Genomic DNA, 26,088 nt, shown 5'->3' on the forward strand with positions numbered 1-26,088 from the left:
CTTAGGGCTCGACTAAAAACTCGGCAATTAGTGTATCAAGGAAGCGGCGTCCCACTGCCGAGGCCCGAATGGTGTTTCCAGACTGCTCCAGCAAGCCGCGCGCTATCTGCTGTTCGACGGTCTCTGCAACAGCGGACCATTCCAGCCCGGTGCGAGCGGTGAAGTCAGCGATCTCGAAACCCGTGTTGAGTCGCAGCGCGTTCATCATGAACTCACCCGGCAGCTCTGCTGCGTTCAGCACTTTTTCGCCCACGCGCTTGAAGCCGCTATCGCTGAGGTAGTCATCGGGTTTGCGGGTTTTGCTGTAGCGCCGAACGCCGCCATCGTGACTCGTGAGCTTGCCGTGGGCGCCCGCGCCAATGCCGATGTAATCACCGAAAGACCAGTAGTTGATGTTGTGCTTGCACCGGTCGCCGACGCGTCCATAGGCTGAGACTTCATACTGCTGATAACCACCTTCCGCCAGCAATGCCTCGCCCACATCCTGAATATCAGCGAGCAGGTTTTCGTCCGGCAGGGCTGGGGGTGATGTGTAAAACACCGTGTTGGGCTCCAGCGTCAGCTGATACCAGGAGATATGCGGCGCGCCCAGTTCCATTGCCGTGTGCAAATCCTGTTTCGCCTGATTGTCGTTCTGTTCAGGCAGGCCGTGCATCAGATCGATGTTGAATCGCGTGAAGCCGGCAGCTTTGGCCGCATCGATAGCGCGGTGGGCGCTATCAGAATCATGCACTCGCCCCAGCGCCTGCAGCTGTGCATCTTGAAAACTCTGCACCCCGATAGAGAGCCGGTTAACGCCGGCCGCGTGAAAGGCCGCAAATTTGTCTGCCTCGGCGCTGCCGGGGTTGGCCTCCATGGTGGCCTCCAGAGTCGCGGCCAGGGGTAGACGTGCAGCGATGCCGCCCATCAAGGCAGTGATAGCTTCGCCTGAAAACAGGCTGGGTGTGCCACCGCCAATAAAGAGGGTGCTGACCTCGCGATCGCCCAGCGCTGCAGCCTCCCGCTCAAGGTCTTTTAGCAACTGGCTGATGTAGCCCTGCTCAGGGATTTGTGCTGTTTCATGAGAATTAAAATCGCAGTAAGGGCATTTGCGTTCGCACCAGGGCAGGTGCACGTAGAGGCCCAGCGGAAGTGAGTCCACGGTTAGCCCTTGAGGGCGTCCAGCAGTTTGGCGCTGGCGATGGCGCGATGGCTGACGCGATTTTTTACGGACTTATCGAGCTCTGCAGCGCTGCAGTCGTGAGTGGGCACGTAGAAAAGCGGGTCGTAACCAAAGCCGCCGTTGCCCCGAGATGACTCGAGAATGCGCCCCTCCCAGGCCCCCTGACAGATGATCGGCACAGGATCCTCAGGGTGGCGCATATACACGAGCACACACTGATAACGCGCAGTTCGCTGCGCCGGTTCTACGCCGCTTAATTCCCGCAGCAATTTGGCGTTATTGCCTTCATCACCCTCACCGGAATACCGCGCCGAATAGATACCTGGACCGCCTTTCAGGAAATCGACTTCAAGGCCAGAATCATCGGCGATAGCGGGCAAGCCGGTATGGGCTGAAGTCTCCCGCGCCTTCAGTATGGCGTTTTCAACGAAGCTCAACCCGGTTTCGTCGACATCGTACATGTCGAACTCACTTTGCGGGCGCAGGTTAACCCCCAGCGGCTCGAGTATCGGGTGCAGCTCGCGCAACTTACCGGCGTTGCCACTGGCTAGAACGACATCGGTGATCATCGTGTGGCCCTAGTTTTCGTACAGCTGGTGCTGGAACTTGAAGCTATAACTGCGCTCCGAACCTTCGGGAGCAAAGTCGAATTCGAAAAAGCGCCATTCTTCATTGATGAACTTGAATTCACCGATGTAGTAAATCGCTTCGCCTTCGCGCACTTCCATAAAGTCCAGAAACTGGTTCTGAATCAGGTCCCAGGTGCGCCCCTCTATCTTCATGGCACGAGGTTCGGTGATGTCACCGACATGCTCACGCACCGCCAGGTTAAGAAAAGCACGCTGTTTGCCACGGGTGATGCCGTACTGCGCTGCCACCTTAGGGTCTACGAAGGTTGAGTTCACCACCGAGTAGTGAAGCTCATACGGGCCGAAGCGTTCGGACTGCTGTGCCTGCGCTGTAACGCACAAAATAGAAAGGGTAATGAGTAACAGGGCTCGCATGGCGTTACCGGGTAATGTGGTAGATGGCGGTCAGGGCAAACAGGTTGGGCCAGGCGCTGGCCAACAAGGGTTCCCGTGACGTGTTGCCCACGAAGTCGCGGGCGATGATCTGTATACCCTTTTCTTCGCACAAAGCTTCAAAGTCGTTCACTGTGCAAAAGTGGATATTGGGCGTGTTGTACCAGGAGTAGGGCATAAACTCGGACACGGGCATACGCCCCTGCTGCCATAGGTGCCAGCGGCAGCGCCAATGGCCAAAATTGGGAAAGGTCACAATGCACTGGCGGCCGATGCGCAGCATCTCGTCCAGGATCTTGTCTGGGTAATGCACCGCCTGCAGTGCGTGGGCCATCACCACCGTGTCAAAACTCTGGTCGGGGAAGTTCTCTAGTCCGGCATCCATGTTTTGTTCGATGATGTTCAAGCCGCGACCCACAGCCGCAGTGATGTTGGCGGCATCGATTTCCAGGCCCGTGCCGACGATCTGGCGTTGCTCCCTGAGCAGGGACAGGAATTCACCGTCACCACAACCCAGGTCCAGAACGCGCGAACCCGGTTCAATCCAGCGCTGTATGTGCGTAAGGTCCTGGCGCATCAGTTACCCTCCGCCACGCGCTGCATGTACGCACTAAAGACATCGATGTAGCGCGGAATCGGCAACAGGAATGCGTCGTGGCCCTCGTCGGCGTCGATGTTGGTGTAGGTCACCGGTTTGTCCGCCGCAATCAAGGCGTCGACAATCTCGCGAGATCGAGCCGGTGAAAAACGCCAGTCAGTCGTAAACGACACCACCAGAAAACTACAGTTGGCTTTGCGGAAGGCTTTTACTGCGTCGTCGTCGTATTCCCTGGCCAGATCAAAATAATCCAGCGCCCGTGTCATCAGCATGTAGGTATTGGCGTCGAAGTTGCCTGAGAACTGGTTGCCCTGATACCGCAGATAGCTTTGAACCTGGAACTCCACTTGATCTTCATCGCCCAGCTCCAAGGTGCCAGAGCGCAGGTCACGGCCAAACTTGCTGGCCATGGCATCATCCGAAAGATAGGTAATGTGCCCAACCATGCGTGCCAGCCCAAGCCCTCGCGTGGGTACTTCGTTATTTTCCTGATAGTGCCCGTCAGCGAAGGCGGGGTCTGACTCAATCGCCTGTCGCGCAACTTCATTGAAGGCAATGTTCTGCGCGCTCAGTCGCAGCGCTGACGCGATCACTACGCAGTGCCTCAGCCTGTCCGGATACTCCAGCGCCCAGCGCATAGCCTGCATGCCACCGAGGCTACCGCCGACAATGGCCGCCCAGCAATCAATGCCCAGGCGGTCGGCGAGGCGCGCCTGACTATTGACCCAGTCCCGCACGCGTACCGGCGGAAAATCCGGGCCCCATACCTTGCCGGTTTCAGGGTTGATGCTGGTGGGGCCTGTGGAGCCGTTGCATCCGCCCAGATTGTTGAGGCTGACAACAAAGAAGCGGTTCGTATCGATGGGCTTACCCGGGCCAATGCACTGTTCCCACCAACCGGGCTTTCGATCGTCTTCACTGTGATAGCCCGCAGCGTGGTGATGCCCCGAGAGCGCGTGACAGATCAATACCGCATTGCTGCGATCGTCATTCAGCGTGCCGTAGGTTTCATACACCAGTTCATAGGATGAAAGCGTGCGCCCACAGGCCAGCTGTAGCGGCTCATCAAACTGAGCGACTTCCGGGTGCACGAGGCCGACGGTGTTGACGCTGTCGAAGGGCATGGTCGCAGCTAGAGACCGATCACCAGTGCCGGATGCAGGCCAACGGCTGTCGCCATATGCCTGAGCACGATCTGAATCACGTTGATCAGAATGAATACCAGGATCGGCGAGAAATCCAAGCCGCCTGCTGAGGGCAGCAGTTTGCGGAAGGGCTCCATCACCGGCTCGGTGATTTGGAACAGTAGATGGATAGCGGGGTTCTGGCTGGCTGGCGCTACCCAACTGAGAATGATCATGGCCAGCAGGGCGAAGAAGTATATATTCACCAGCAGGCCTACAACGCCGAGTATCGACCAGAGAATGATGGGCACGATGCCGGGGAAATCCAAGCCGTTCAGCGCCAGGATGGCCTGAATACCCAGAGCTTGCAGCACCAGCGCCAATAGCAGGGATGAGACATCTATGCCCCCCACACCGGGAATGATGCGCCGCAGTGGCACCAGCACGGGGTTAGTCACCTTCACCAGGAACTGGCAAATCGGATTGTAAAAGTCGGCGCGCACAACCTGCAGTATGAAGCGCAACAACATGGCGATCAGGTACAAACTCAGGAAGGTTTGTACCAGATACCCGACGATTTCATTCAATGCACCCACGTGCTATCTCTCCCGTGTGGTTTGCCCGGTGGCTAACCGAGTTCCCTGGCCATTTCTTCAGACCGATCATAAGCGGCCCGCATAGCGCGAGAAACCAGTTCGTGCAAACCGTCTGCTTCAAAGCTCTTGATAGCGGCCTCAGTCGTTCCCGCGGGGCTGGTAACTCGCCGCCGTAGCTCAACAACATCGGCATCGCTTTCTGTGGCCATGCGCGCGGCGCCGAGCGCAGTCTGCAAGGCCATATCTCTCGCGGTTACTTCATCAAGGCCAAGTGCGACGCCCGCGTCCTGCATGGCTTCCATCATGAGGAAAAAATAAGCCGGGCCACTGCCTGACAAGGCCGTGATCGCATCCAGTGCAGACTCAGAGTCTACCCACCGGCACAGACCCACTGCCTCAAGCAGTGACTGCGCATGCTGGCGTTGTGCCTCCGATGCGTGAGCATTGGCAAACAGGGCGCTGGCGCCGCAGCTAAGCAGTGCCGGGGTGTTGGGCATGCACCTGACGACCGCCGTATCTGCACCGAGGCGCTGCTGCAGACTTTCCAATGTGATGCCAGCTGCAATGGAGACCACCACAGCTTTTGCCTGTGTTACTTCCTCCGCAACGTTGACGGCCGCTTCCGCCATAACCTGGGGTTTAACGGCCAATACAACCACGTCTGCACCTTGCGCCGCCTCGGCATTGTCGGTGAATACGTGGTTAAGCCCCATCTCGCGCAGTGTCTCCAATGACGCAGGGAAGGGGTCGGAAGCGCGCAAGCTCTCCGCGGCATGGCCGCTTTTTAGCAGGCCGCCGATAATACTGCGGGCCATATTGCCGGCCCCGATGAATGCGATGGTTACCTGTGCCATAAGTCCGTGACTGTTGTGCGGGATTCAGGCGCGCCAGTATACACCGCACCCTGAGACCTGTTGCTGTGCTACGCGCATTGATGACTACTGACGAGGCCCAAAAATGTCGGTACCGATGCGCACGATGGTGGCGCCCTCGGCGATAGCGGCTTCCATATCGCCGGACATGCCCATGGACAGGGTGTCCAGGCCCGCCCCGTTAGCGTTGAGCTCGTCGAAGACTTCGCGCAGTTTTTTAAAGGCCGCGTGTTGCTCGGCAATGTCATCCGTTGCCGCAGGAATTGCCATTAAACCGCGCAACTTTACCCCGGGTAAGTCCGCGATCGCGTTGGCCAGCGCCGGTACTTCCTCTGGCAGCACGCCTGACTTGCTGACCTCGCCGGAGATGTTGACCTGCAAGCAAATTTGCAGCGGTGGCAGCTCATCGGGGCGTTGCTCACTCAGTCGTCGGGCAATCTTCTCGCGATCCACACTGTGAGCCCAGTCGAAGTGCGTTGCGATGGAGCGCGTCTTGTTCGATTGGATGGGGCCGATAAAGTGCCACTCGATACCGCGGCCTGCCAGTTGCTCGATCTTTTCGAGGGCCTCCTGCAGGTAATTTTCCCCGAAGCGACGCATCCCGCAATCCAGCGCTGCGGCCACAGCATCTGCACTGCGGGTTTTGCTCACTGCAAGCACGGAAATCGTCTCTGGAAGACGTTGGCATTTTTCCGCACTTTCTCTTACCCGTAAGCGAACTTTTGCTATATTGTCAGACAGTTGCTGCGTATTCATGAGGCGCATATTAGCTGAATTTTTCAGCGACAAGGCGACTCAGGGCGCCAAAATAATATCGATATCTGCGCATGGAGCGCAGGCGACGCACAGCCAAAGGCGGCGCGTTAAAGGGAAGGGGAACACATGGATATCACGGAGCTTCTCGCGTTTAGCGCCAAGCAGGGCGCCTCCGATTTGCACCTCTCTGCCGGGCTGCCGCCCATGATTCGTGTTGATGGTGACATCCGTCGCATCAACCTGCCGCCCATGGAGCACAAGCAGGTTCACGAACTCATCTACGACATCATGAATGACAAGCAGCGCAAGGACTACGAAGAGTTCCTTGAGACTGACTTCTCCTTCGAGGTGCCTGGTGTGGCCCGCTTCCGGGTTAATGCCTTTAACCATAACCGCGGCGCGGGCGGTGTTTTCCGGACCATTCCCTCCAAGGTGTTGACCATGGACGACCTGGGTATGGGTCAGGTTTTCCGGGATATCTCGCTGATGCCACGCGGCCTGGTGCTGGTGACTGGGCCCACGGGCTCGGGTAAGTCCACCACGCTGGCGGCCATGATGGACTTCATCAACGACAACAAATACGAACACATCCTCACTATCGAGGACCCTATCGAATTCGTGCACGAGAGTAAGAAGTGTCTGGTCAACCAGCGCGAGGTTCACCGAGATACTCTGGGCTTTGCAGAAGCCTTGCGCTCTGCGCTGCGGGAAGACCCGGACATCATCCTGGTGGGCGAGATGCGCGACCTAGAAACCATCCGCCTGGCGCTTACCGCTGCAGAAACAGGCCACCTAGTGTTTGGCACGCTGCACACTACCTCTGCCGCCAAGACCATTGACCGGGTGGTGGACGTGTTCCCCGCCGCAGAGAAGGCCATGGTGCGTTCCATGTTGTCGGAATCGCTACAGGCGGTGGTCTCACAAACACTGATGAAGCGCGCTACCGGCGGCCGGGTTGCCGCACACGAGATCATGCGCGGTACTCCAGCAATTCGTAACCTGATCCGGGAAGACAAAGTGGCGCAGATGTATTCGGCCATCCAGACCGGACAGGCTATCGGCATGCAGACGATGGACCAGTGCCTGCAGGACCTGGTCGATAAGCGCATCATCACGCGGGAAGTGGCGCGTGAGAAAGCGCGTATGCCGGAAAATTTCTAGACAGGCAGCGTCCAGAACGGGGGCAGCCACAGGGAGGTAAGTCATGCAGCTGGATGAACTGTTAGCTCGCGTGGTCAAGGAAGGGGCATCGGATGGCTTTATCGCGGCCGGTGCCGCGCCCGCTATCAAAGTCGATGGCGAGATCATTCCCATCAGCGATCAGGTGCTAACGCCTGATCAGGCAGAGGCGCTGGTGCTGTCGTCGATGAACGACAGGCAAAAAGAAGAATTCCATACCCATAATGAGAGTAACTACGCCCTGTCACGCAAAGGTTTGGGGCGTTTCCGTGCCAGTGCCTTTGTGCAGCGCGGCAAGGCGGGATTGGTAGTTCGTCGTATTAACACCGACATTCCCAGTATCGAATCCCTTGGCCTACCGCCCATTATTAAAGAGCTGTCGATGACCAAGCGCGGCCTGATCATCTTTGTGGGCGCTACCGGCACGGGTAAATCCACCTCGCTGGCATCCATGGTGGGCTACCGGAATCGCAACAGCCGTGGCCACATCATCAGTATCGAAGATCCCATCGAATTCCTGCATGAGCACGCAGGCTGCATCATTACCCAGCGCGAAGTGGGTGTTGATACCGAGTCGTTTGATGTGGCACTGAAGAACACACTGCGACAAGCCCCCGACGTGATTCTGATTGGTGAGGTGCGTACAGCCCAAACCATGCAGCAAGCGGTGACCTTCGCCGAAACCGGCCACCTCTGCCTCTGTACCCTGCACGCCAACAACGCCAACCAGGCGTTGGAACGTATCCAGAGTTTCTTCCCGGCCGAGTTACACCGGCAGGTTTGGATGGACTTGTCGCTGAACCTTAAGGCGATGGTGGCCCAGCAGCTGATACCCAAGAAGGACGGCAATGGCAGGGTGCCTGTGGTTGAGGTAATGCTGAACTCGCCGCTGGTGGCTGATTACATCCGCAAGGGTGAGGTGCACCTGATCAAGGACTTGATGGCCAAGTCGGGTGAGCTGGGTATGCAGACCCTGGATCAGTCTTTGATCGATTCTTACAAGAAAGGGCTGATCACCCACGAGGAAGCCGTGCGCCACGCGGACTCTGCCAACGATGTACGTCTGGCTTTGAAGATGTTCGAGAAAGAAAAGACCTCGTTCGGCGACTCGGGCGCGGGCCTCTCCATGGACGAGGACAGTCAGTCTACCGGGCAGTACCTGCGTCGCTAAGCGCCTCGCTCGCTCAACCAGGTTTGCAGAATAAGCTCGGCGGCGACACTGTCCGCCGGTTGATCTTTGTAGTTACCAGCGTGACCATGCTCCTGCAGTTGTTGCTTGGCCTCGAAGCTACTCAGGCGCTCATCAACCATTGATACCGGTAGCCCAAAACGTCCGGACACCCGGTTGCCGAATTTTCTCGCACGCTGCGACAGTTCACTCACGGTCCCATCCATATTCAGCGGATCACCCACTAGCACAGTATCGGGCTGCCATTCCTCCAGTATCGCGGCCACTTGCTCCCATTGCGGTTGCCCGTCTTTGGCTAACAGAATGGGCAATGGTTGGGAGGTGCCGAGCACAATATTGCCCACGGCAACGCCGATCTGTCGAAGACCAAAGTCGAAAGCAAGAATGGTTTTGGGGGTATCGGGCAAACGGTGAGTCGCGTGTTGTGAGGCGGTTCAGGCGTGTCCAGCCTGGCCGGAGATCAGGTTCATGTCCACGCCCAGCTGGGCCGCAGCGGCATTCAGACGTTGCTCACAGGGCGTGTCAAAAATGATAGCACTGTCTGCCGGTAGCGTGAGCCAGCTGTTCTCTGCAAGCTCCTGTTCCAATTGGCCCGGCGACCATCCAGCGTAACCCAACGCAATTAAGTGCTCGTTGGGTCCTGCGTCGACAGCGATCGCACGCAATACATCACGGGAAGTCGTGAGGGTAATGTCCTTGGTGACCTTAATGCTGGCCTCCCAGTCGCCCTGGTCAGCCTTATGCAGCACAAAGCCGTGATCAATTTGCACGGGGCCGCCGGCCATCACCGGTTCCTCTGCAAAATCCCGCAGGCTGTCGATCTGCAGGTGATCGAATATCTCTGCAACCGTGAGCTCCAGTGGCTGGTTGATCACAATGCCCATTGCGCCGCCCTCACCGTGCTCACAGATGTAGGTAATACTGTGCGAAAAGATACCCTCCGACAGGCCCGGCATGGCCAGTAGGAAGTGATTTCGCAGACTGTCACCCGCCTTGGAAGACTGGGTGCAAAGGGTACCTGGCATGTAGTTTGGCCGTGACGAATGGCGCTCGAGAGTTTAGCCTGAGCTTAGCGCGTTTTCCTGAAATTGCCACGTGCGGATGATTTCCAGTCGGTCCGTGGTTGCTCTCAACTCATTGGGGAAGGGTGCGAAGGGGGCTGCCATGCGCACGATTTTCACTGCGGCGTCATCCAGCACGGAATAGCCCGAGGACGACAAGACGCGTATGTCTTCCAGCACGCCGTCATATCGAATAACAACTAACAACCGCAGGCTGCCGTAGATGCCATAGCGCAGTGAGGCCTCGGGGTAATACTGGTTACCTACGGCTTCAACCTGACGCCGCCAGTCCAGCAGATAGGCCGCCTCGTCAGAAGAGCGACTGGCAATCGAGGTAATGCGGCGGGTTCTGGGCCTGTCAGAGTAGGCGCGGGTCTGTTCGTCCAACTCCGCTTCCAGTGTCGCCAGCTCGCGGGTCAGTTGGTCCACTTCAGGGTAAATGCCTAGCAGTGTTTCTGCAGGCACTGCACCACCGGCGGCATCGGCCTGAATGCGTCTTGCGTTAGCCGAGCGCGTGGCGAGTGATGCTTCTCGGGCCTGTTCCGACAAGTTTCTGTCTTCCCGCTGGCTGCGCTGCTGCTCCTGTGGCACTACCAGGGGTGCGCTGGCGGCAGGGGTGAGCTGGTTTTCAGTGGATTCATCACCGCTGCCGGCTTGATTCGCCTGGGCAATATGTGTGGCGTCATCGGGTGCCGTGCTATCGGTATTGAAGGCCAGTGTGACCTCAATTTGCGTCGCGTTAATGGGGCCGGGAGCTTGTGCAGAGAAGCCGACACCCAGAAGCAGTGCACAATGCAGTGCAGCAGCTAACGCCACGGCGACTTTCATCCGTGCATTGGCGTCGCGTTCGCCCCCAATGTAGTACACCCGTTACTCGCCCCGGTTTTTTAACACCTCAGCAATACAATCCATCAGGCGGGCGCCGATGTCCAGATCGTAGGCATTGTCAATTTCACGAATACAGGTTGGGCTGGTGACATTGATTTCGGTAAGATAGTCACCGATGACATCCAGGCCAACGAACAGTAGCCCGCGCTCCTTGAGGCTGGGGCCCACTTGTTCTGCGATCCAGCGATCGCGATCCGACAGTGGCTGTGCGCGGCCTTGTCCGCCAGCGGCCAGATTTCCCCGCAGCTCACCCGATGAAGGCACGCGTGCCAGACAATAGGGCAATACCTCGCCATTTATCATCAGGATCCGTTTATCGCCATCAACAATCTCGGGCAGGTAACGCTGAGCCATGATGGTATTGCGACCGAAGTCAGTCAGCGTTTCCAGAATGACATTCAGGTTGGAGTCACCGGCCTTAACCCGGAAGATGGACGATCCACCCATGCCGTCCAGCGGCTTGAAGATCACGTCTTGGTGCTCCGCGTAGAAGGCCTTCAGGCGGTCGTTGTCGGCGCTCACCAGCACTGGCGGGCAGCACTCGGGGAACTGGGTGGCAAACACCTTTTCGTTACAGTCCCGCAGGGATTGGCAGCGATTGACAATCAGTGTGCCTTTTCGCTCTGCCTCCTCGAGGATGTAGGTGCTATAGATGTATTCATTGTCGAAGGGCGGGTCCTTGCGCATCAGGATCACGTCGAGGTCCGACAGTGCCCTGTCTTCAGCGTTATCGAGGTTGTACCAGCTCTCGGGATCGTGAAAAACCGTGAGGCCGGCCATGCGTGCGCGTGCAATGCCCTGGTCCAGATAGAGGTCTTTCTGTTCCATGTAATACAGCTGCCAGTCTCTGGCCTGTGCGGCCCATAGCATTGCCAGGGTGCTGTCTTTTTTGTAATTCAGGTCGGCGATGGGGTCCATCACCACGCCAATCTTGATGGCCATAAAGCTGCCCTCCTCGGTGGGGGTGCTACGTTACGCAATGGCTATAGAGCGCGCAAGCGCAGAGCTCTGCCGCCCGGAGGGTGAAGGTAGAGCAGCACTGTGACCGCTGCATGACACGATGGACTGGTAATGGCTGATTGCGCAGCGGTGCTGCTGGCGCCTAGCCCGCGATATCACCCCAGCGGGCCTGGAAGAGCGTGAGTGCTGCAAGTGGCGCGGTTTCTGTGCGCAGTACTCTGGGCCCCAGTTGCAGGGCCTCGAACTGGTAGCTCTGGGCTGCAGAAATCTCGTCTGCGGTCAGGCCACCCTCAGGGCCGATCAGCAGAGTGACACTGGCGGGAGTGGGGCCGGCGAAAGCATCGGTTGTTCCTGCGCGATGATGAAGCACAAAGCGACGCTCTGAGCTGGTGGCCTCCAGCCACGTGCGCAGCGGAGTAATCGTAGCAATCTCCGGCAGGCGGGTGCGCCCGCTCTGCTCACAGGCGCTAACGGCAACCTGCTGCCAGTGAGCAATGCGCTTTGCGGCGCGGTCTGCAGGCAGCTTCACCTCAACCCGCTCGGTTATCAGCGGGGTAATCTTTGAGACGCCCAACTCCGTCGCCTTTTGTACCACCCAGTCCATGCGCTCCCCGCGTGAGATTGCGATGGCAAGTTCAGTGGTGAGCGGTGATTCTACGTCGCTCAGTCGAGTGCTCCCGACCTGAAGGGTGACGGCGCGTTTATCCACCGACGTAATGGTGGCGCTGTATTCAGACCCCCGGCCATCGAAGATCACAACCGGGTCGCCAACCTGTTTGCGCAGTACTTTGGCCAGATGTTGGCTGGGGGAGGCATCCAGCACGACCGAGGCTGCTTCAGTGAGCGGGCCTGGTGTGTAGATGCGCGGGATTCTCATGGGCCTGTGCAGTTTAGCTGCCCAGGTTGGCAACAATCTGTCGCGTGGGCTCCACCTGGTTCATGGTGTAGAAGTGAATGCCGGGCGCGCCATTGTCCATTAGGGTCTGGCAAAGCTGGCTGACCACCTCAATACCGAACTTGTTCACGCTCTCTTGGTCATCGCCAAAGCCCTCCAGACGCTGACAGATCCAGCGGGGAATTTCGGCACCGCAGTTCTTGGAGAAGCGAGCGAGATTGGCGTAGTTGGTGATGGGCATAATGCCGGCATAGATGGGCTTATCGATGCCCGCCGCCAAACAGCGGTCCATGAAGTAGAAATACGATTCCACGTTGTAAAAGTATTGTGTAATGGCATTGTCTGCGCCGGCGTCAAACTTGCCTTTCAGATAATAAACATCCTTATCGTAGCTCTCTGCCTGAGGGTGAATCTCCGGATAAGCCGCCACCGAAATTGTAAAGTGATCACCAGTGTGTTCACGCACAAAGGCTACCAGCTCATTGGCATACACGAGTTGGCCAGAGCCTCCCATGCCCGACGGCAGGTCGCCCCGTAGCGCGACCAGCCGCTTCACGCCGGCATCGCGATAGCTATTGAGCAGGGCCGCAATAGTGTCGGCCTCATCGCCGCCGAAGCTGAGGTGTGGCGCCACATCGGCGCCACTGTCTTTCAAGCTGTTTACTACACCGATAGTGCGTTCGCGAGTCGATCCACCGGCACCATAAGTTACCGAGCTGAACTCGGGGTCCAGCGCCGCCAGGGCGGGTACGGTTTCTGAGAGCAGCTTATCGACACCCGCCTCTGTTTTCGGCGGGAAGTACTCAAAGCTGATGTGGTCGGTGGTTCGACTCATGACAGGTCCTTAGTACTTGTAGGTATCAGGCTTGAAGGGACCGTCTACAGCGACATTGATGTACTCGGCCTGTTCGCTGGTCAGCTTGGTGAGCACGCCACCAAAGCCTGCAACCATGTGTGCGGCCACTTCTTCGTCCAGCTTCTTGGGCAGGACCTCAACCGCCAGTGCGGCGGGCTTGAGGGCGTCCTCAAGGCGCGCGAACCCGCGCTCGTACAGATAGATCTGTGCCAGCACTTGGTTGGCAAATGAGCCGTCCATGATGCGTGAGGGGTGGCCAGTGGCGTTGCCCAGGTTAACCAGACGGCCTTCCGAGAGCAGCAGCAGGTGATCATTACTGGCCTGGTCGCGGTATACCTTGTGTACCTGGGGCTTCACTTCTTCCCACTCCCAGTTGCGGCGCATGTAAGCCGTGTCGATCTCATTGTCGAAGTGGCCGATGTTGCACACCACAGCACCGCTCTTCAGTGCCTTCAGCATGTGCTCATCGCAGACGTTGTAGTTGCCAGTTGTGGTCACAATCAGGTCGGTGTTTTGCAGCAGTGCGTGGTCGATGGTGCCACCTTTGCCGTCGTTGACCCCGTCGATGTAGGGTGAAACGACCTCAAAGCCGTCCATACAGGCCTGCATCGCGCAGATAGGGTCGACCTCAGTAACGCGGACAATCATGCCTTCCTGTGACAGCGATTGGGCCGAGCCTTTGCCCACATCGCCGTAGCCAATCACCAGCGCTTTTTTGCCGGCGAGGAGGTGGTCCAGGCCTCGCTTGATGGCGTCATTGAGACTGTGTCGGCAGCCGTACTTGTTGTCGTTCTTGGACTTGGTGACAGAGTCGTTCACATTCACCGCGGGCACTTTCAACGTGCCTTTTTCCAGCATTTCCTGCAGACGGTGTACGCCGGTCGTGGTTTCTTCGGTGATACCGTGGATGCTGTCCAGCATGTCGGGATACTGGTCATGCAGCATGGCAGTCAGGTCGCCGCCGTCGTCCAGCACCATGTTGGCGTCCCAGGGCTTGCCATCTTTGAGGATGGTCTGCTCGATGCACCACTCGTACTCTTCCTCGGTTTCGCCTTTCCAGGCGAAGACAGGGACACCCGCGGCAGCGATGGCCGCAGCAGCGTGATCCTGGGTGGAGAAAATGTTACAGGAGGACCAGCGGACCTCGGCGCCCAGCTGTACCAGTGTTTCAATCAGCACGCCGGTCTGGATGGTCATGTGGATACAACCCAGGATCTTGGCGTCAGCCAGCGGCTTGCTGTCGCTGTACTTGGCGCGCAGCGCCATCAGCGCGGGCATTTCGCCCTCGGCGATGTCCAACTCACGGCGGCCCCACTCGGCCAGGTTAATGTCAGCGACTTTGTAGTCGGTGCTGTTCACGATGTGTTCTGCAGTGCTCATGGTGTTTTCCTCGGTAGTTCTGCAACTACGCTATTGAGAGATTCGAAATTGATTCGTCCGCAACAGTAGCGGAATTTTTTCCCGGTGCCCGCGACGCTTACCGCGCCGCTTTCAGGGCCTCGGCTTTGTCAGTGTGTTCCCATGTAAAGTCCGCGTCCTCGCGACCGAAGTGGCCGTAGGCTGCGGTTTTGCGGTAGATCGGGCGCTTCAGATCCAGCATTTCGATCAGGCCCTTGGGGCGCAGGTCAAAGTGCTCGCGCACCAGCTCTGAAATACGGGCATCGTCAATCTTGCCGGTACCAAACGTATTAATGGCGATGGACGTGGGCTCAGCCACACCGATGGCATAGGAGACCTGGATTTCGCAGCGGTCCGCCAATCCGGCCGCAACCACGTTCTTTGCAACGTAGCGGCCTGCATAAGCGGCCGAGCGGTCTACCTTGGAAGGATCTTTGCCAGAGAACGCACCGCCACCGTGGCGTGCCGCACCGCCGTAGGTATCAACGATGATCTTGCGTCCTGTGAGGCCGCAGTCGCCGACAGGTCCGCCAATAATGAACTGGCCGGTGGGGTTGATGTGGTACTTGGTGCCGCTGTGCAGCCACTGCGCGGGCAGTACATCCTTGATGACCTGCTCCAGGATCGCGTTGTGAATCTCTTCCTGAGTAACGTCTTCGTCGTGCTGGGTCGACAGTACAACGGCGTCAACCGCCACAGGCTTGCCGTCGTCGTCATAGCGCAGGGTCACCTGGCTCTTGGCATCCGGACGCAGCCAGGGCAGGGCGCCGCTCTTGCGCAGCTCTGCCTGCTTTTCGACCAGGCGGTGTGAGTAATAGATGGGTGCAGGCATTAACACGTCGGTTTCATTGGTGGCGTAGCCGAACATGAGGCCCTGGTCACCGGCGCCCTGTTCTTTGTGCGCCCCTTCGCCTTCGTTAACACCCATGGCGATGTCCTGGGACTGTTGGCCGATGGCGTTTAACACGGCGCAAGAGGCGCCGTCGAAGCCAACACGCGAGCTGTTGTAGCCGATATCGTTAACGACATCGCGCACCACGTTCTCAAGATCGACATAGGTGCTTGTGGTGACCTCACCAGCCACCACAACCATGCCTGTTTTGACCATGGTTTCTACCGCGACCCGCGCGTCTTTGTCGTCCTTGATGATGGCGTCGAGGATCGCGTCTGAGATCTGGTCTGCCATTTTGTCGGGGTGGCCTTCCGAGACTGACTCGGAGGTAAACAGGGAATATTCACTCATAGTTGTTTCCTGATATGTCGTTATTGGTGGCCAAAGAGGCGCACCTGTACTTTGAATCCATTGCGCTGTGCCAGGTATACGCTGGCGATGTCGGTGAGGCCCACCCGGCCCGCCCACTTGGCGAGATCCTCGGGCGCAAAGCCCAACCAGAGATCGCCGCAATTCTCCCTTGCCCAGGCCTGGTCGTGGCTGCACAAGTCTGTAATCACCACCACACCGCCCGGGTTCAGGCAGCCGGCTATGTCGCGCAGCACCGCCGCAGGGTCAGGCGTGTGGTGCAGAACCATGTTGGCCACGATGCAATCTGCCTTCACGGCTTGGAGGTCGCTATGACCTGTATCGCCGTGAATGAAGCGCACATTGGTAAGGCCGCGATCGTTCGCTCGTGCGCGAGCGGTTTCCAGCATCGCTGCGGCATTATCCAGCGCAATCACCCGCGCAAATCCTGGGCTGAGCACGTCGAGGAAGGCGCCATCTCCGGGCCCCACCTCTAGCACGCTTTCCCGCTTGGCCAGAGGCGCGTCCTGAATAACCTGCGCGACAGTGTCAGCATACTGTTCGGAGCTGGCTATCAGGTCCTGCTGTTCCCGAAACTTGTCGGCGTTGTTCCTGAAAAAGTCCTGGGAGTTCGCGGCACGGCGCTGCTGCAGGGCGGCCATCCGATTGACGAGTTCGTCGGGCAGAACGATCGCATCTACGGCAGTGAACAGACTGTCCTGCAATCCCTGAAGTTCTGGCCGTTGTCCCAGTTCCGCGCGTGAGTAGAAAATGGAGTTCCCCTCTCGGCGAGTCGCCACCAGCCCTGCAGCAGCCAGCACCTTGAGGTGGTGGCTGAGTGCCGGTTGGCGGATGGCGAACAGCTCACACAACTCCGATACGCCAAAGGAGTCGCCGCGCAACACCCGCAGCACCTGCAGTCGCAGGCTGTCTGCGCTGGCCTTGCACAGGCTGACCAGGGAGTCCAGCGACTCGGTGGCCATAGCGTCTGGCTGTTCGTTGATGGCGGAGGCAAGCATGGGCGCGGAGTGTAGCAGCGATAGCAAGCTATATCAAAATATTTTGATATAGCTTGCATGAGCTCTTTTCCCGGCTGATAGCGCGACTTTCATTGCCCAAAGGCCCAGTTTCCGCGAAAATAGCGGCCCTCAAATTCCCGTGCATACCGCATTCCTTTACCGACCCTGGAGATCGTAATGTCTTCGCGCACCAATCTTGCCAACGCTATTCGCGCCCTCGCTATGGATGCGGTTCAACAAGCCAACAGTGGTCACCCCGGTGCACCCATGGGGATGGCGGATATCGCCGAGGTGCTGTGGAACGATTTCCTGAGCCATAACCCCGCTAACCCGGAATGGGCCAACCGAGATCGCTTCGTGTTGTCCAATGGTCACGGGTCAATGCTGATTTACTCGCTGCTGCACCTGAGTGGCTATGACCTCCCCATGGAAGAGCTGAAAAATTTCCGTCAGCTGCACAGCAAGACGCCTGGACACCCGGAATACGGTTATGCGCCGGGCGTTGAGACCACCACTGGCCCGCTGGGTCAGGGCATTACCAATGCCGTGGGTATGGCCATTGCCGAGAAAGCGCTGGCAGCACAGTTCAATCGCCCCGATTTTGATGTGATAGACCACTTCACCTGGGTATTCCTGGGGGATGGTTGCCTGATGGAAGGTATATCCCATGAGGCTTGCTCGCTGGCGGGCACATTGGGCCTGGGCAAGCTGGTTGCCTTTTACGATGACAACGGCATCTCCATCGATGGCGAGGTCGAGGGCTGGTTTACCGATGATACGCCCGCGCGGTTTGACAGTTATGGCTGGCAAGTCATCGCCGACGTGGACGGCCATGATGCCGAGCAAGTAAAGGCCGCGATTGAAGCCGCACGCGCCGACGCTGATCGTCCCACACTGATTTGTTGTAAAACCGTGATCGGCAAGGGCTCGCCTGGCAAACAGGGAACCGAGTCATGTCATGGCGCCCCTCTGGGTGCCGATGAAATCGTCGCGACGCGCGAAGCGATTGGTTGGGCGCACCCGGCCTTTGAGATTCCCGCAGATGTGTATGCGGGATGGGATGCTCGTGAAACCGGTGCCCAGCGTGAAACTGCCTGGGATGCGAAAATGGCTGCCTATGCACAGGCCCATCCGGAGATGGCCAGTGAGCTTCAGCGCCGACTGGCCGGGGAGTTGCCCGAGGGCTTCAGTGCAGCTGCCGATGCATATATCGCCCAGTGTCAGGCGGATGGCCAGACCATTGCCTCGCGCAAGGCTTCACAGAACACCTTGAACGCCTTTGGCCCCCTGCTGCCAGAGTTTTTGGGCGGGTCTGCAGACCTTGCCGGCTCCAACCTCACCCTATGGAGCGATGCCAAAGGTGTGACCAGTGGCGACGCCGCGGGTAACTACATTTACTACGGTGTTCGCGAGTTCGGCATGTCCGCCATCATGAACGGTATTGCCCTGCACGGCGGATTTATTCCCTACGGCGCAACTTTCCTGATCTTCATGGAGTATGCGCGCAATGCTGTGCGTATGGCTGCCTTGATGAAGCAGCGCGTGATCTTCGTGTACACCCACGACTCCATTGGGCTAGGCGAAGATGGCCCTACCCACCAGCCTGTCGAACAGCTGACCGCGTTGCGCGCAACGCCGGGCATGCACACCTGGCGACCCTGTGATGCGGTAGAGTCCGCAGTCTGCTGGAAGTCGGCAGTCGAGCGCCGCGACGGCCCCAGTTCGCTGGTGTTTTCTCGTCAGGGCCTGCCTCACCAGGTGCGCAGCGAGGAGCAGGTTGCAGCCATTGGGCGCGGTGCCTACGTACTGCATGAACCTGCCAGCCAACCTGAGGCAGTGCTGATTGCGACCGGTTCGGAGGTGTCTCTGGCCATGGTAGCAGCAGAGCAGCTTGGTCAGGCGGGCAAGGCGGTGCGCGTCGTGTCCATGCCCTGTGCCGAGGTATTCGAGCAACAGGATGCCGCCTACCGCGAGTCCGTGCTCCCCTCAGACCTATTGGCACGGGTGGCTGTGGAAGCGGCGCACGCCGACTACTGGTACAAGTACGTCGGTCTTGATGGGCGCGTTGTCGGCATGACCAGTTTCGGTGAATCTGCACCCGCGGGTGACTTGATGAAGACCTTCGGCTTCACGGTAGAGAACGTTGTTGCTGCCGTGGAAGACGTGCTGCTGTAGGACTGCCGGTGCAGCGTCTGGCAATCAATGGCTATGGCCGTATTGGCCGCAGCGTGCTGCGAGCGCTGTGCGAGAGCGCGCACCGCGCCAGCATGCAGGTGGTTGCCATCAATGAGCTGGCCGATGCCGGGACAGTGCTGCATCTGAGTAAATATGACTCGACCCATGGCCGGTTTCCCGTGCCGTTGGAAGGGGATGCAGACAGTCTCACCATAGACGGTGAGCGCGTTGCATTGTTGCGCCAACCGGCATTGGCCGAGCTGCCCTGGGCTGATCTGGGTGTGGATACTGTGCTGGAGTGCACGGGTGCGTTTAGCGACCGTACGGCGGTGCAACCGCATCTGGACCGTGGTGCCAAACGCGTGCTGTTTTCCCAACCTGCAACGCAGGATGTTGATGCGACTGTCGTGTTTGGCGTGAATCACCAGGCGCTGGACGCAGCCCACACTATCGTTAGCAATGCATCCTGCACCACCAATGGCATTGTGCCGGTGATCCGCGCCCTGGATGATGAAATTGGTATCGAGCATGGGACCATTACCACCATTCACTCGGCGATGAATGATCAGCCTGTGCTGGACGCCTACCACCATACGGACCTGCGCAAGACCCGCGCGGCTTCACAGTCGATTATCCCGGTGGATACCGCGCTGGCCAAAGGTGTCGAACGGATACTGCCGCATTTGGCGGGGCGTTTTACAGCGCAGGCACTGCGAGTACCCACCCTGAATGTCTCCGCCATGGATTTGACGGTACAGGTGAGCAAAGACGTTGACGTGACCACGGTGAACCGCGTATTGGCTCATGCGGCCAGTGCGCGCTTTGACGGGGTGCTGGGCTATACAGAAGAGCCATTGGCCTCCTGTGATTTTAATCACGACCCGCGCTCCAGCATTATCGACGCCAGCCAGACACGGGTCAGTGGCGCGCGATTGGTGAAGGTGCTGACCTGGTTTGATAACGAATGGGGCTACGCCAACCGTATGCTGGATGTGGCCCGATACTGGGGGTCGCTGGACCCCGCCTGAGGACGAAATCACCCGCAGTTCGAGGCGGGCGAGCGTGTAAAAAGAAGGAAGAGCCATGAGCCTGGCAGTGACGTTAATGAATGATCTGGACTTGGGCGGTCAGCGGGTGTTGATCCGTGAGGACCTCAATGTGCCGGTGAAGGATGGCGCGGTTACCAGCGATGCGCGCATTAGAGCGGCTCTCCCGACTATTAAGGCCGCTGTTGAGGCCGGCGCGAAAGTGATTCTGATGTCTCATCTGGGCAGGCCTACCGAGGGTGAGTATGACGCCCAGTACTCTCTGGCGCCCGTTGCTGAACACCTCACCGAACTACTTGGCCAGCGTGTAATCCTGGTGCAGGACTGGCGACTGGGGGTGGAGCTCAACGACGGTGAAGTGGCCCTGCTGGAAAACGTGCGCTTCAATCCGGGCGAAAAAGCCGATGACGATGAGCTGTCGAAAGCCTACGCCGGTTTGTGCGACATCTTTGTCATGGACGCGTTTGGCACTGCCCATAGAGCGCAGGCGTCTACGCATGGGGTGGCTAAATATGCCCCGGTTGCCTGTGCCGGGCCTCTGCTGGCAGGTGAACTCAATGCGCTGGAAACGGCGCTGCGTGAGCCGGCCAGGCCCATGGTCGCCATCGTGGGCGGCTCCAAGGTGTCTACCAAGCTGACCGTGCTGGATAGCCTGTCGCAAAAGGTCGATCAACTGGTTGTGGGCGGCGGTATTGCCAACACGTTTTTAGCGGCGGCGGGACACCCGGTCGGCAACTCCTTGTGTGAACATGACCTGATCCCCGAGGCCAGTCGACTGGCGTCGGAAACTGCGATTCCGCTGCCCACTGACGTGGTGACGGGCAAGGCGTTTGCCGAAGATGCTGAGGCTAGCTTGAAAGCCGCGGCAGATGTTGCGCCGGACGACATGATTTTTGATATTGGCCCAGAATCCGCTGCTGCCATTGCAGAGATTCTGGCCAACGCGGGAACCATTTTGTGGAATGGTCCGGTCGGCGTATTCGAATTCGACCAGTTCGGCGCCGGCACCGAGGCGCTGGCGCAGGCAATCGCAGCCAGCCCGGCCTTTTCCCTGGCCGGTGGGGGTGACACGCTGGCCGCCATTGATAAATTTGGCATCGCAGACAAGGTGTCCTATATCTCCACCGGGGGTGGGGCCTTTCTCGAATATGTAGAGGGCAAAACACTGCCCGCCGTTGCCATTCTTGAACAGCGGGCCAGCGAGGCCTAGCCGGCCAACCTGACCCTGATATTTACCGCTTAAGGAGCTAGACATGGCACTCATCAGCCTACGTCAACTACTGGACCACGCCGCGGAGCATGACTACGGCGTGCCCGCTTTCAACGTCAACAACCTGGAGCAGACCCGCGCCATTATGGAAGCGGCGGACGCCACTGATTCACCGGTGATCATGCAGGCCTCTGCGGGCGCCCGGAAGTACGCGGGAGCCCCGTTCCTGCGGGCGCTGATGGAAGCTGCCATGACTGAGTTCCCGCACGTCCCCGTGGTGGTGCACCAGGACCACGGCACCTCGCCTGCGGTTTGTCAGCGCTCCATCCAGCTGGGCTTTAGTTCAGTGATGATGGACGGTTCCCTCGGTGAAGACGGGAAAACCCCCATGGATTTCGACTACAACGTGTCGGTGACGCGTCAGGCGGTTGGTATGGCTCATGCCTGTGGCGTATCTGTCGAGGGTGAGCTTGGCTGTCTGGGCTCGCTGGAAACCGGCGAGGCGGGCGAAGAAGATGGCATTGGTGCCGTTGGCAAACTCAGCCACGACCAGTTGCTCACCGACCCGGAAGAAGCCGCAGAGTTTGTGAAAGCCACGGGCGTGGATGCCCTGGCCATCGCCTGCGGCACCAGCCACGGGGCTTACAAGTTTTCCAGGCCGCCAACGGGAGACATCCTGGCCATTGACCGCATCAAGGAGATTCACGCCCGCATTCCCAACACCCACCTGGTGATGCATGGCTCTTCGTCGGTGCCACAGGATTGGTTGGCGGTGATCAATGAGTTTGGCGGAGAAATTCCCGAAACCTACGGTGTGCCCGTTGAGCAGATTCAGGAGGGGATCGCCCACGGTGTGCGCAAGGTGAACATCGATACCGACCTGCGACTGGCCTCAACCGGTGCCGTGCGTCGCTTTTTGGCCGAGAACCCTGCGGAGTTTGACCCCCGTAAGTTCCTCGCCAAAACCACCACGGCCATGCGCGACATCTGCGTGGCCCGCTACGAAGCCTTCAACACAGCCGGCAAGGCCTCCAGCATCCGGGTTAAGTCGCTGGATGCCATGCACATCGCCTATGAAGCAGGTGAGCTGACCCCGGCGGTTAACTGAGCGGCAGCCTAGACTGGTGCTGGCCGCAGGAAGGCCAGCACCCCATCGAAGAACATCTGCACGGAGATGATGACCAGAATCATCCCCATCAAGCGCTCCATGGCGATCAGACCGCGGTTCCCCAGCGCCCTGAGCAGCAGTGGCGATGCCATCAGCAGAACAGCCACCACGGCCCACGCGGCGACTAGCGCGATGGTCCAGTCCAACATGCGGTCAGGGTCCTGAGTTACCATCAACATGGCGATTGCCAGCGATGAAGGGCCTGCTACGGCGGGAATCGCCAGTGGCACGATAAAGGGCTCCCCATCGGGCGTGTCACCCATAATGCCGTGGGGCGAGGGGAAGATCATGCGCACACCGATAAGGAACAGGATGATGGCCCCGGCAATGCTCACGGATTCCTGGCGCAGGCCCATGACCTGAAGCACGGCACTGCCGGCAAACAGGAATAAAAGCAGCACCACCAGTGCAATCAGCAGTTCCCTGAAGATCACCCACTGGCGGCGTCTGGGGTCTACATCTTTCAGAACCGACAGGAATATGGGCACATTACCCAGGGGGTCCATCACAAATACCAGGGTAATAAAGGTGGCCAGAATACTGTCCATGCTCTGTCGTTCCGCATTGATTAAGGCGCGAGTATACCCCTGACGGGGCAGAGGGGCCCATAAACCGGCCCTGAACCCGGGTTTTGTAATTTCTATTCCGATCTTTGTGAATTTTTCACATAGCAATCATTGAGGGGGAACTTTTAAAGTCCGTTTCACGAGTGATACATCCATTTTCGCGATGCCCATGACCAACGCGATACGGGTAATCACTTACTTACAAGAACGTTCTTAATGTAATTACAGGGGTAATTAATGAAGACGAACAAGCTGACTTCTGCAGTCAGGCTTGCTATCGGCGCAGGTGCAGTGACTGCAACCATGCCCGTAGCTCAGCTGGCGACTGCACAAGAGCAAATGATCGAAGAGGTTGTCATCACAGGTTCAAGGATTCGTCGTCCGGACCTGGAGGCAGTTAGTCCCTATACAACCGTCGACGCTGAAGAGTTCCAGTTGTCTGGAACGATTAACGTTGAACAAAAGCTAAACGAGCTGCCACAGACGCTGCCGGCGTTCGGGCCAAGCTCCAACAACCCGGGCGATGGAACCGCTCGAGTTGACCTTCGCGGTCTCGGATCCTCAAGAACGCTGGTGCTTGTGAATGGCCGTCGTTGGATTCCCGCCACACAGACGGGCGTCGTTGACCTTAACTCGATCCCGGGTACGTTGATCAAACGCGTTGATGTGGTCACGGGCGGTGCTTCCGCTGTATACGGTTCAGATGCTCTCGCTGGTGTTGTCAACTTTGAAATGATTGACGACTTTGAAGGCGCGCAGATTACTGGCCTGTACGACATCACCGATGAGGGTGATGCAGAAAAGTACAACATGGATATCACCATGGGCGGTAACTTCGCCGATGGGCGCGGTAATGCGGTTGTTTATGCCTCTTACAGCAAGCGTGAGGCACTGTTCCAAGGCGATCGCAGCTTTTCAGACGTTGCGCTAGTCGAAAGTGGTGACAGACTGGTTCCCGGCGGCTCCTCTGGTGTGCCCGGAACCCGTATCTTCGGCGGGCCTGCTGTGCCTGGCGCTGGCTTCGACCTCGGTACATTTGGCCCCAATGGCGAAGCATTGCCTTGGATTGAGCCCGATAGCCGCTTCAATTACGCGCCCGATAACTTCCTGCAGTTGCCCCAAGAGCGTTACCTGGTGTCTTCGTTCGCTCACTATGACGTCAACGAGCACGTGCGTACGTACGGAGAGTTTGCGTACTCTTACAACAAGGTTCCTCAAGAACTGGCACCGACCCCTGCGTTCACCACAGTTGAAATCAACCCCAACAGCGCCTTCCTGTCAGCGGATGCTCAGGCTGCACTCAACGGTGCTGTGAATGAGGACGGGGAATCCTTACTCAATGACGATGGCAACTACGTGGCCTTTATTGGCCGTCGCATGGTTGAAAATGGCTCCCGTCAGTCTATCGATGTCCGTGATGCATTCCGCGTCTTGGTGGGTGTTGATGGCGATATCAACGACAACTGGTCGTACGACGCTTACTACAGCCTCTCTAACTTGGATAACAGCAATGCCTTGAACAACGATGTGTCGGCATCGCGATTCATTCAGGCTGTTGCAACCAACGATGCTGGCACCGCGTGTCAGGATCCCTCGGGTGGCTGTGTACCGCTGAACATTTTTGGTGCAGGCAATATTTCCCAGGAAGCCATCGACTTCGTGAACATCGGTGCAACAAACATCACCAGCATTGAGCAAGAAGTGATTCAGGCCAGCGTTTTCGGTGACCTGTTTACTCTGCCCACAGCAGAATACCCCGTCTCGGTTGTGCTGGGATATGAACATCGTCGCGATGAGTCTTCTTTCCGTCCGGATACCTTCTTGGCGTCAGGCGACGTTCTCGGATTCAATGCCGGTGAGCCGACGATCGGTAGCTACAAAGCAACTGAGTTCTTCGGTGAGGTCAGCGTTCCCCTGCTTCAAGGCGCTCCCCTGGCGGAAGATTTGACCCTGTGGGGTGCAGCGCGTACTTCGGACTATTCAAACTTGGACGACCGCGTAAACAGCTTCGCGACTGCGATCAACTACGCGCCCATTGAGAGCGTCAAGTTCCGACTTGGATATCAAGAAGCGGTACGTGCGCCTAACGTTTCCGAGTTGTTTGGCGGAAATGCAAACGGCTTCCCTGGAGCGGACGATCCATGTTCCGCAGGTGGCTTCCAGCCCGGTGTAACAAACAGTGACCTTTGTGTCGCTACCGGCGTTGCAGCGAGCCAGGTGGGTAACTTTACGCAGGCGAACTCGCAGATTGAAGGCCGGTTCGGTGGCAACCCCGACCTGACTGAAGAGACGTCTAATACCTACACAGCGGGTGTTGTATGGCAGCCGACGGATAGCCTGGATATTACGATCGACTACTACGATATTGAGATTGAAGATGCTATCTCGGTATTGGGTGGCAGCGTGACTAATGTTTTGGATCTGTGTTACAACGTGATCCAAAATGCTGGCTCCGCGTTCTGTCAAGCAGTCAATCGTAGGGCAGATGGCAACGTTGACTTCGTAAATGTCCTCAACGCCAACATCGGTACAATCGAAACATCAGGTGTCGACTTTAACGTCTACTACAGCACTGATTTCGGCTTTGGCATCGGTGGTAACGGGTCTACTCTGGACATCAGCCTCAACGGAACCTACCTCGATGAGTACGATGTCACACCTGTGGCTGAGCTGTCTGATCGCGTTGATGTATGTGCCGGTAACTTCGGTAACACATGCGGTAACCCATTGCCTGAAATCTTGGTGAACACCCGAGCTACCTTGCGCACTGGCGCCTGGACCTTCTCAGGTCTGCTGCGGTACATCGGTGAGACCGACGACGATCAAATCGAGAATGCAGGTGCAACAGACCTGGTTGTACCCACGATCGATGATGAGTACTACCTTGATCTGACTGTGTCGTACGCTTTCGAGCAGGGTCTGACCCTCAGCTTCGGTGGCTTGAACGTGCTCGATACTGAGCCGACGGCGCTGGGTGATTCCCAGCAGCAGGCGAATACGTTCCCTGAGACGTATTCACTGTTCGGTCCTCGTTACTTCCTGAGCGCGTCTTACACGTTCTAACCGAACGCTAGACTGCTACACTAAAGCGGCGGGCCCAGCCCCGCC

Annotated in this window: 25 protein-coding genes; 7 read left to right on the forward strand and 18 right to left on the reverse strand. The window is 58.0% G+C overall.

The features are described 5' to 3' along the window. Nucleotide 1: 1 nt before the first annotated feature. The 8 genes from hemW to IE089_RS10790 all read right to left on the reverse strand — a co-directional run bounded on the left by hemW (nucleotide 2) and on the right by IE089_RS10790 (nucleotide 6,139). Nucleotides 2-1,141 (reverse strand): radical SAM family heme chaperone HemW, encoded by a 1,140-nt coding sequence (gene hemW, locus IE089_RS10755; protein WP_189477820.1) that lies wholly within the window; start codon nucleotides 1,139-1,141, stop codon nucleotides 2-4. Nucleotides 1,142-1,143: 2 nt separating this feature from the next. Beyond that, entirely contained in the window at nucleotides 1,144-1,731 is a 588-nt protein-coding gene (rdgB, locus tag IE089_RS10760) for an RdgB/HAM1 family non-canonical purine NTP pyrophosphatase (protein WP_189477821.1), read from the reverse strand. A gap of 9 nt (nucleotides 1,732-1,740) precedes the next feature. Then, nucleotides 1,741-2,166, reverse strand: coding sequence for a DUF4426 domain-containing protein (locus tag IE089_RS10765; protein ID WP_189477822.1), 426 nt, complete (start codon nucleotides 2,164-2,166; stop codon nucleotides 1,741-1,743). Nucleotides 2,167-2,170: 4 nt separating this feature from the next. After that, nucleotides 2,171-2,761 carry a methionine biosynthesis protein MetW gene (gene metW, locus IE089_RS10770; RefSeq protein WP_189477823.1) on the reverse strand — a complete coding sequence of 197 codons (591 nt, stop codon included), beginning with the start codon at nucleotides 2,759-2,761 and terminating at the stop codon, nucleotides 2,171-2,173. Continuing rightward, the gene (metX, locus tag IE089_RS10775) at nucleotides 2,761-3,906 is read right to left on the reverse strand and encodes a homoserine O-succinyltransferase MetX (protein ID WP_189477824.1); all 1,146 of its coding nucleotides are present in this window, start codon (nucleotides 3,904-3,906) and stop codon (nucleotides 2,761-2,763) included. Before metX ends, metW begins: the two co-directional genes overlap by 1 nt. 8 nt (nucleotides 3,907-3,914) lie before the next feature. Continuing rightward, complete coding sequence (locus tag IE089_RS10780) at nucleotides 3,915-4,502, reverse strand: YggT family protein (protein ID WP_189477825.1); 588 nt, start codon at nucleotides 4,500-4,502, stop codon at nucleotides 3,915-3,917. A gap of 32 nt (nucleotides 4,503-4,534) precedes the next feature. Next, nucleotides 4,535-5,356, reverse strand: coding sequence for a pyrroline-5-carboxylate reductase (proC, locus tag IE089_RS10785; RefSeq protein ID WP_189477826.1), 822 nt, complete (start codon nucleotides 5,354-5,356; stop codon nucleotides 4,535-4,537). Between the two features lie 84 nt (nucleotides 5,357-5,440). Continuing rightward, nucleotides 5,441-6,139, reverse strand: a complete 699-nt coding sequence (locus IE089_RS10790) for a YggS family pyridoxal phosphate-dependent enzyme (RefSeq protein WP_308428837.1) — start codon at nucleotides 6,137-6,139, stop codon at nucleotides 5,441-5,443. A gap of 117 nt (nucleotides 6,140-6,256) precedes the next feature. Between IE089_RS10790 and IE089_RS10795 the strand changes: the two genes are divergently transcribed. Continuing rightward, entirely contained in the window at nucleotides 6,257-7,291 is a 1,035-nt protein-coding gene (locus IE089_RS10795; protein ID WP_189477828.1) for a type IV pilus twitching motility protein PilT, read from the forward strand. A gap of 43 nt (nucleotides 7,292-7,334) precedes the next feature. Continuing rightward, the gene (locus IE089_RS10800; RefSeq protein ID WP_189477829.1) at nucleotides 7,335-8,480 is read left to right on the forward strand and encodes a PilT/PilU family type 4a pilus ATPase; all 1,146 of its coding nucleotides are present in this window, start codon (nucleotides 7,335-7,337) and stop codon (nucleotides 8,478-8,480) included. Here IE089_RS10800 and ruvX read toward each other — a convergent pair. From ruvX to IE089_RS10845, 9 genes are all read right to left on the reverse strand, one after another. Next, nucleotides 8,477-8,905 carry a Holliday junction resolvase RuvX gene (ruvX, locus tag IE089_RS10805; RefSeq protein ID WP_189477830.1) on the reverse strand — a complete coding sequence of 143 codons (429 nt, stop codon included), beginning with the start codon at nucleotides 8,903-8,905 and terminating at the stop codon, nucleotides 8,477-8,479. The genes IE089_RS10800 and ruvX overlap by 4 nt on opposite strands. A gap of 27 nt (nucleotides 8,906-8,932) precedes the next feature. Further along, nucleotides 8,933-9,523, reverse strand: a complete 591-nt coding sequence (locus IE089_RS10810) for a YqgE/AlgH family protein (RefSeq protein ID WP_189477831.1) — start codon at nucleotides 9,521-9,523, stop codon at nucleotides 8,933-8,935. Between the two features lie 33 nt (nucleotides 9,524-9,556). Continuing rightward, nucleotides 9,557-10,426, reverse strand: a complete 870-nt coding sequence (locus IE089_RS10815; RefSeq protein ID WP_189477832.1) for an energy transducer TonB — start codon at nucleotides 10,424-10,426, stop codon at nucleotides 9,557-9,559. Nucleotides 10,427-10,429: 3 nt separating this feature from the next. Then, the gene (gshB, locus tag IE089_RS10820; RefSeq protein WP_189477833.1) at nucleotides 10,430-11,389 is read right to left on the reverse strand and encodes a glutathione synthase; all 960 of its coding nucleotides are present in this window, start codon (nucleotides 11,387-11,389) and stop codon (nucleotides 10,430-10,432) included. A gap of 160 nt (nucleotides 11,390-11,549) precedes the next feature. After that, on the reverse strand, nucleotides 11,550-12,284 hold the full coding sequence (locus tag IE089_RS10825; RefSeq protein ID WP_189477834.1) for a 16S rRNA (uracil(1498)-N(3))-methyltransferase: 735 nt from the start codon (nucleotides 12,282-12,284) through the stop codon (nucleotides 11,550-11,552). 13 nt (nucleotides 12,285-12,297) lie between these two features. Further along, the gene (metF, locus tag IE089_RS10830; RefSeq protein WP_189477835.1) at nucleotides 12,298-13,137 is read right to left on the reverse strand and encodes a methylenetetrahydrofolate reductase [NAD(P)H]; all 840 of its coding nucleotides are present in this window, start codon (nucleotides 13,135-13,137) and stop codon (nucleotides 12,298-12,300) included. 9 nt (nucleotides 13,138-13,146) lie between these two features. Beyond that, nucleotides 13,147-14,538, reverse strand: a complete 1,392-nt coding sequence (gene ahcY, locus IE089_RS10835) for an adenosylhomocysteinase (protein WP_189477836.1) — start codon at nucleotides 14,536-14,538, stop codon at nucleotides 13,147-13,149. Nucleotides 14,539-14,635: 97 nt separating this feature from the next. Then, nucleotides 14,636-15,799, reverse strand: a complete 1,164-nt coding sequence (gene metK / locus IE089_RS10840) for a methionine adenosyltransferase (RefSeq protein WP_189477837.1) — start codon at nucleotides 15,797-15,799, stop codon at nucleotides 14,636-14,638. 20 nt (nucleotides 15,800-15,819) lie between these two features. Continuing rightward, entirely contained in the window at nucleotides 15,820-16,842 is a 1,023-nt protein-coding gene (locus IE089_RS10845; protein WP_229802712.1) for an ArsR/SmtB family transcription factor, read from the reverse strand. Nucleotides 16,843-16,992: 150 nt separating this feature from the next. On the opposite strand from IE089_RS10845, the gene tkt reads away from it, so the two are divergent. From tkt to fba, 4 genes are read left to right on the forward strand one after another with little or no spacing between them, the layout of a single operon-like run. Beyond that, nucleotides 16,993-18,990 carry a transketolase gene (gene tkt / locus IE089_RS10850; protein ID WP_189477838.1) on the forward strand — a complete coding sequence of 666 codons (1,998 nt, stop codon included), beginning with the start codon at nucleotides 16,993-16,995 and terminating at the stop codon, nucleotides 18,988-18,990. Between the two features lie 8 nt (nucleotides 18,991-18,998). After that, nucleotides 18,999-20,018, forward strand: a complete 1,020-nt coding sequence (gene gap, locus IE089_RS10855) for a type I glyceraldehyde-3-phosphate dehydrogenase (RefSeq protein WP_189477839.1) — start codon at nucleotides 18,999-19,001, stop codon at nucleotides 20,016-20,018. A 55-nt stretch (nucleotides 20,019-20,073) separates the two neighbouring features. Continuing rightward, on the forward strand, nucleotides 20,074-21,246 hold the full coding sequence (locus IE089_RS10860) for a phosphoglycerate kinase (RefSeq protein WP_373294728.1): 1,173 nt from the start codon (nucleotides 20,074-20,076) through the stop codon (nucleotides 21,244-21,246). 43 nt (nucleotides 21,247-21,289) lie between these two features. Further along, complete coding sequence (gene fba, locus IE089_RS10865) at nucleotides 21,290-22,354, forward strand: class II fructose-bisphosphate aldolase (RefSeq protein WP_189477840.1); 1,065 nt, start codon at nucleotides 21,290-21,292, stop codon at nucleotides 22,352-22,354. 8 nt (nucleotides 22,355-22,362) lie between these two features. Here fba and IE089_RS10870 read toward each other — a convergent pair whose 3' ends face one another. Next, complete coding sequence (locus IE089_RS10870; RefSeq protein ID WP_189477841.1) at nucleotides 22,363-22,962, reverse strand: YhgN family NAAT transporter; 600 nt, start codon at nucleotides 22,960-22,962, stop codon at nucleotides 22,363-22,365. A 255-nt stretch (nucleotides 22,963-23,217) separates the two neighbouring features. Between IE089_RS10870 and IE089_RS10875 the strand changes: the two genes are divergently transcribed. Further along, the gene (locus IE089_RS10875; RefSeq protein WP_189477842.1) at nucleotides 23,218-26,043 is read left to right on the forward strand and encodes a TonB-dependent receptor plug domain-containing protein; all 2,826 of its coding nucleotides are present in this window, start codon (nucleotides 23,218-23,220) and stop codon (nucleotides 26,041-26,043) included. Nucleotides 26,044-26,088: the final 45 nt, after the last annotated feature.

This window comes from Parahalioglobus pacificus, from assembly GCF_014652275.1.
GTDB lineage: Bacteria > Pseudomonadota > Gammaproteobacteria > Pseudomonadales > Halieaceae > Parahalioglobus > Parahalioglobus pacificus.

Coding starts and splice junctions, on each gene's coding strand:
- tkt (WP_189477838.1), top strand. CDS start 16,993: ATGTCTTCGCGCACCAATCTTGCCAACGCTATTCGCGCCCTCGCTATG.
- IE089_RS10860 (WP_373294728.1), top strand. CDS start 20,074: ATGAGCCTGGCAGTGACGTTAATGAATGATCTGGACTTGGGCGGTCAG.
- metW (WP_189477823.1), bottom strand. CDS start 2,761: ATGCGCCAGGACCTTACGCACATACAGCGCTGGATTGAACCGGGTTCG.
- metK (WP_189477837.1), bottom strand. CDS start 15,799: ATGAGTGAATATTCCCTGTTTACCTCCGAGTCAGTCTCGGAAGGCCAC.
- gshB (WP_189477833.1), bottom strand. CDS start 11,389: ATGGCCATCAAGATTGGCGTGGTGATGGACCCCATCGCCGACCTGAAT.
- IE089_RS10825 (WP_189477834.1), bottom strand. CDS start 12,284: ATGAGAATCCCGCGCATCTACACACCAGGCCCGCTCACTGAAGCAGCC.
- metX (WP_189477824.1), bottom strand. CDS start 3,906: ATGCCCTTCGACAGCGTCAACACCGTCGGCCTCGTGCACCCGGAAGTC.
- IE089_RS10870 (WP_189477841.1), bottom strand. CDS start 22,962: ATGGACAGTATTCTGGCCACCTTTATTACCCTGGTATTTGTGATGGAC.
- rdgB (WP_189477821.1), bottom strand. CDS start 1,731: ATGATCACCGATGTCGTTCTAGCCAGTGGCAACGCCGGTAAGTTGCGC.
- IE089_RS10810 (WP_189477831.1), bottom strand. CDS start 9,523: ATGCCAGGTACCCTTTGCACCCAGTCTTCCAAGGCGGGTGACAGTCTG.
- IE089_RS10795 (WP_189477828.1), top strand. CDS start 6,257: ATGGATATCACGGAGCTTCTCGCGTTTAGCGCCAAGCAGGGCGCCTCC.
- ahcY (WP_189477836.1), bottom strand. CDS start 14,538: ATGAGCACTGCAGAACACATCGTGAACAGCACCGACTACAAAGTCGCT.
- IE089_RS10790 (WP_308428837.1), bottom strand. CDS start 6,139: ATGCGCCTCATGAATACGCAGCAACTGTCTGACAATATAGCAAAAGTT.
- IE089_RS10800 (WP_189477829.1), top strand. CDS start 7,335: ATGCAGCTGGATGAACTGTTAGCTCGCGTGGTCAAGGAAGGGGCATCG.
- IE089_RS10765 (WP_189477822.1), bottom strand. CDS start 2,166: ATGCGAGCCCTGTTACTCATTACCCTTTCTATTTTGTGCGTTACAGCG.
- metF (WP_189477835.1), bottom strand. CDS start 13,137: ATGAGTCGAACCACCGACCACATCAGCTTTGAGTACTTCCCGCCGAAA.
- IE089_RS10875 (WP_189477842.1), top strand. CDS start 23,218: ATGAAGACGAACAAGCTGACTTCTGCAGTCAGGCTTGCTATCGGCGCA.
- proC (WP_189477826.1), bottom strand. CDS start 5,356: ATGGCACAGGTAACCATCGCATTCATCGGGGCCGGCAATATGGCCCGC.
- fba (WP_189477840.1), top strand. CDS start 21,290: ATGGCACTCATCAGCCTACGTCAACTACTGGACCACGCCGCGGAGCAT.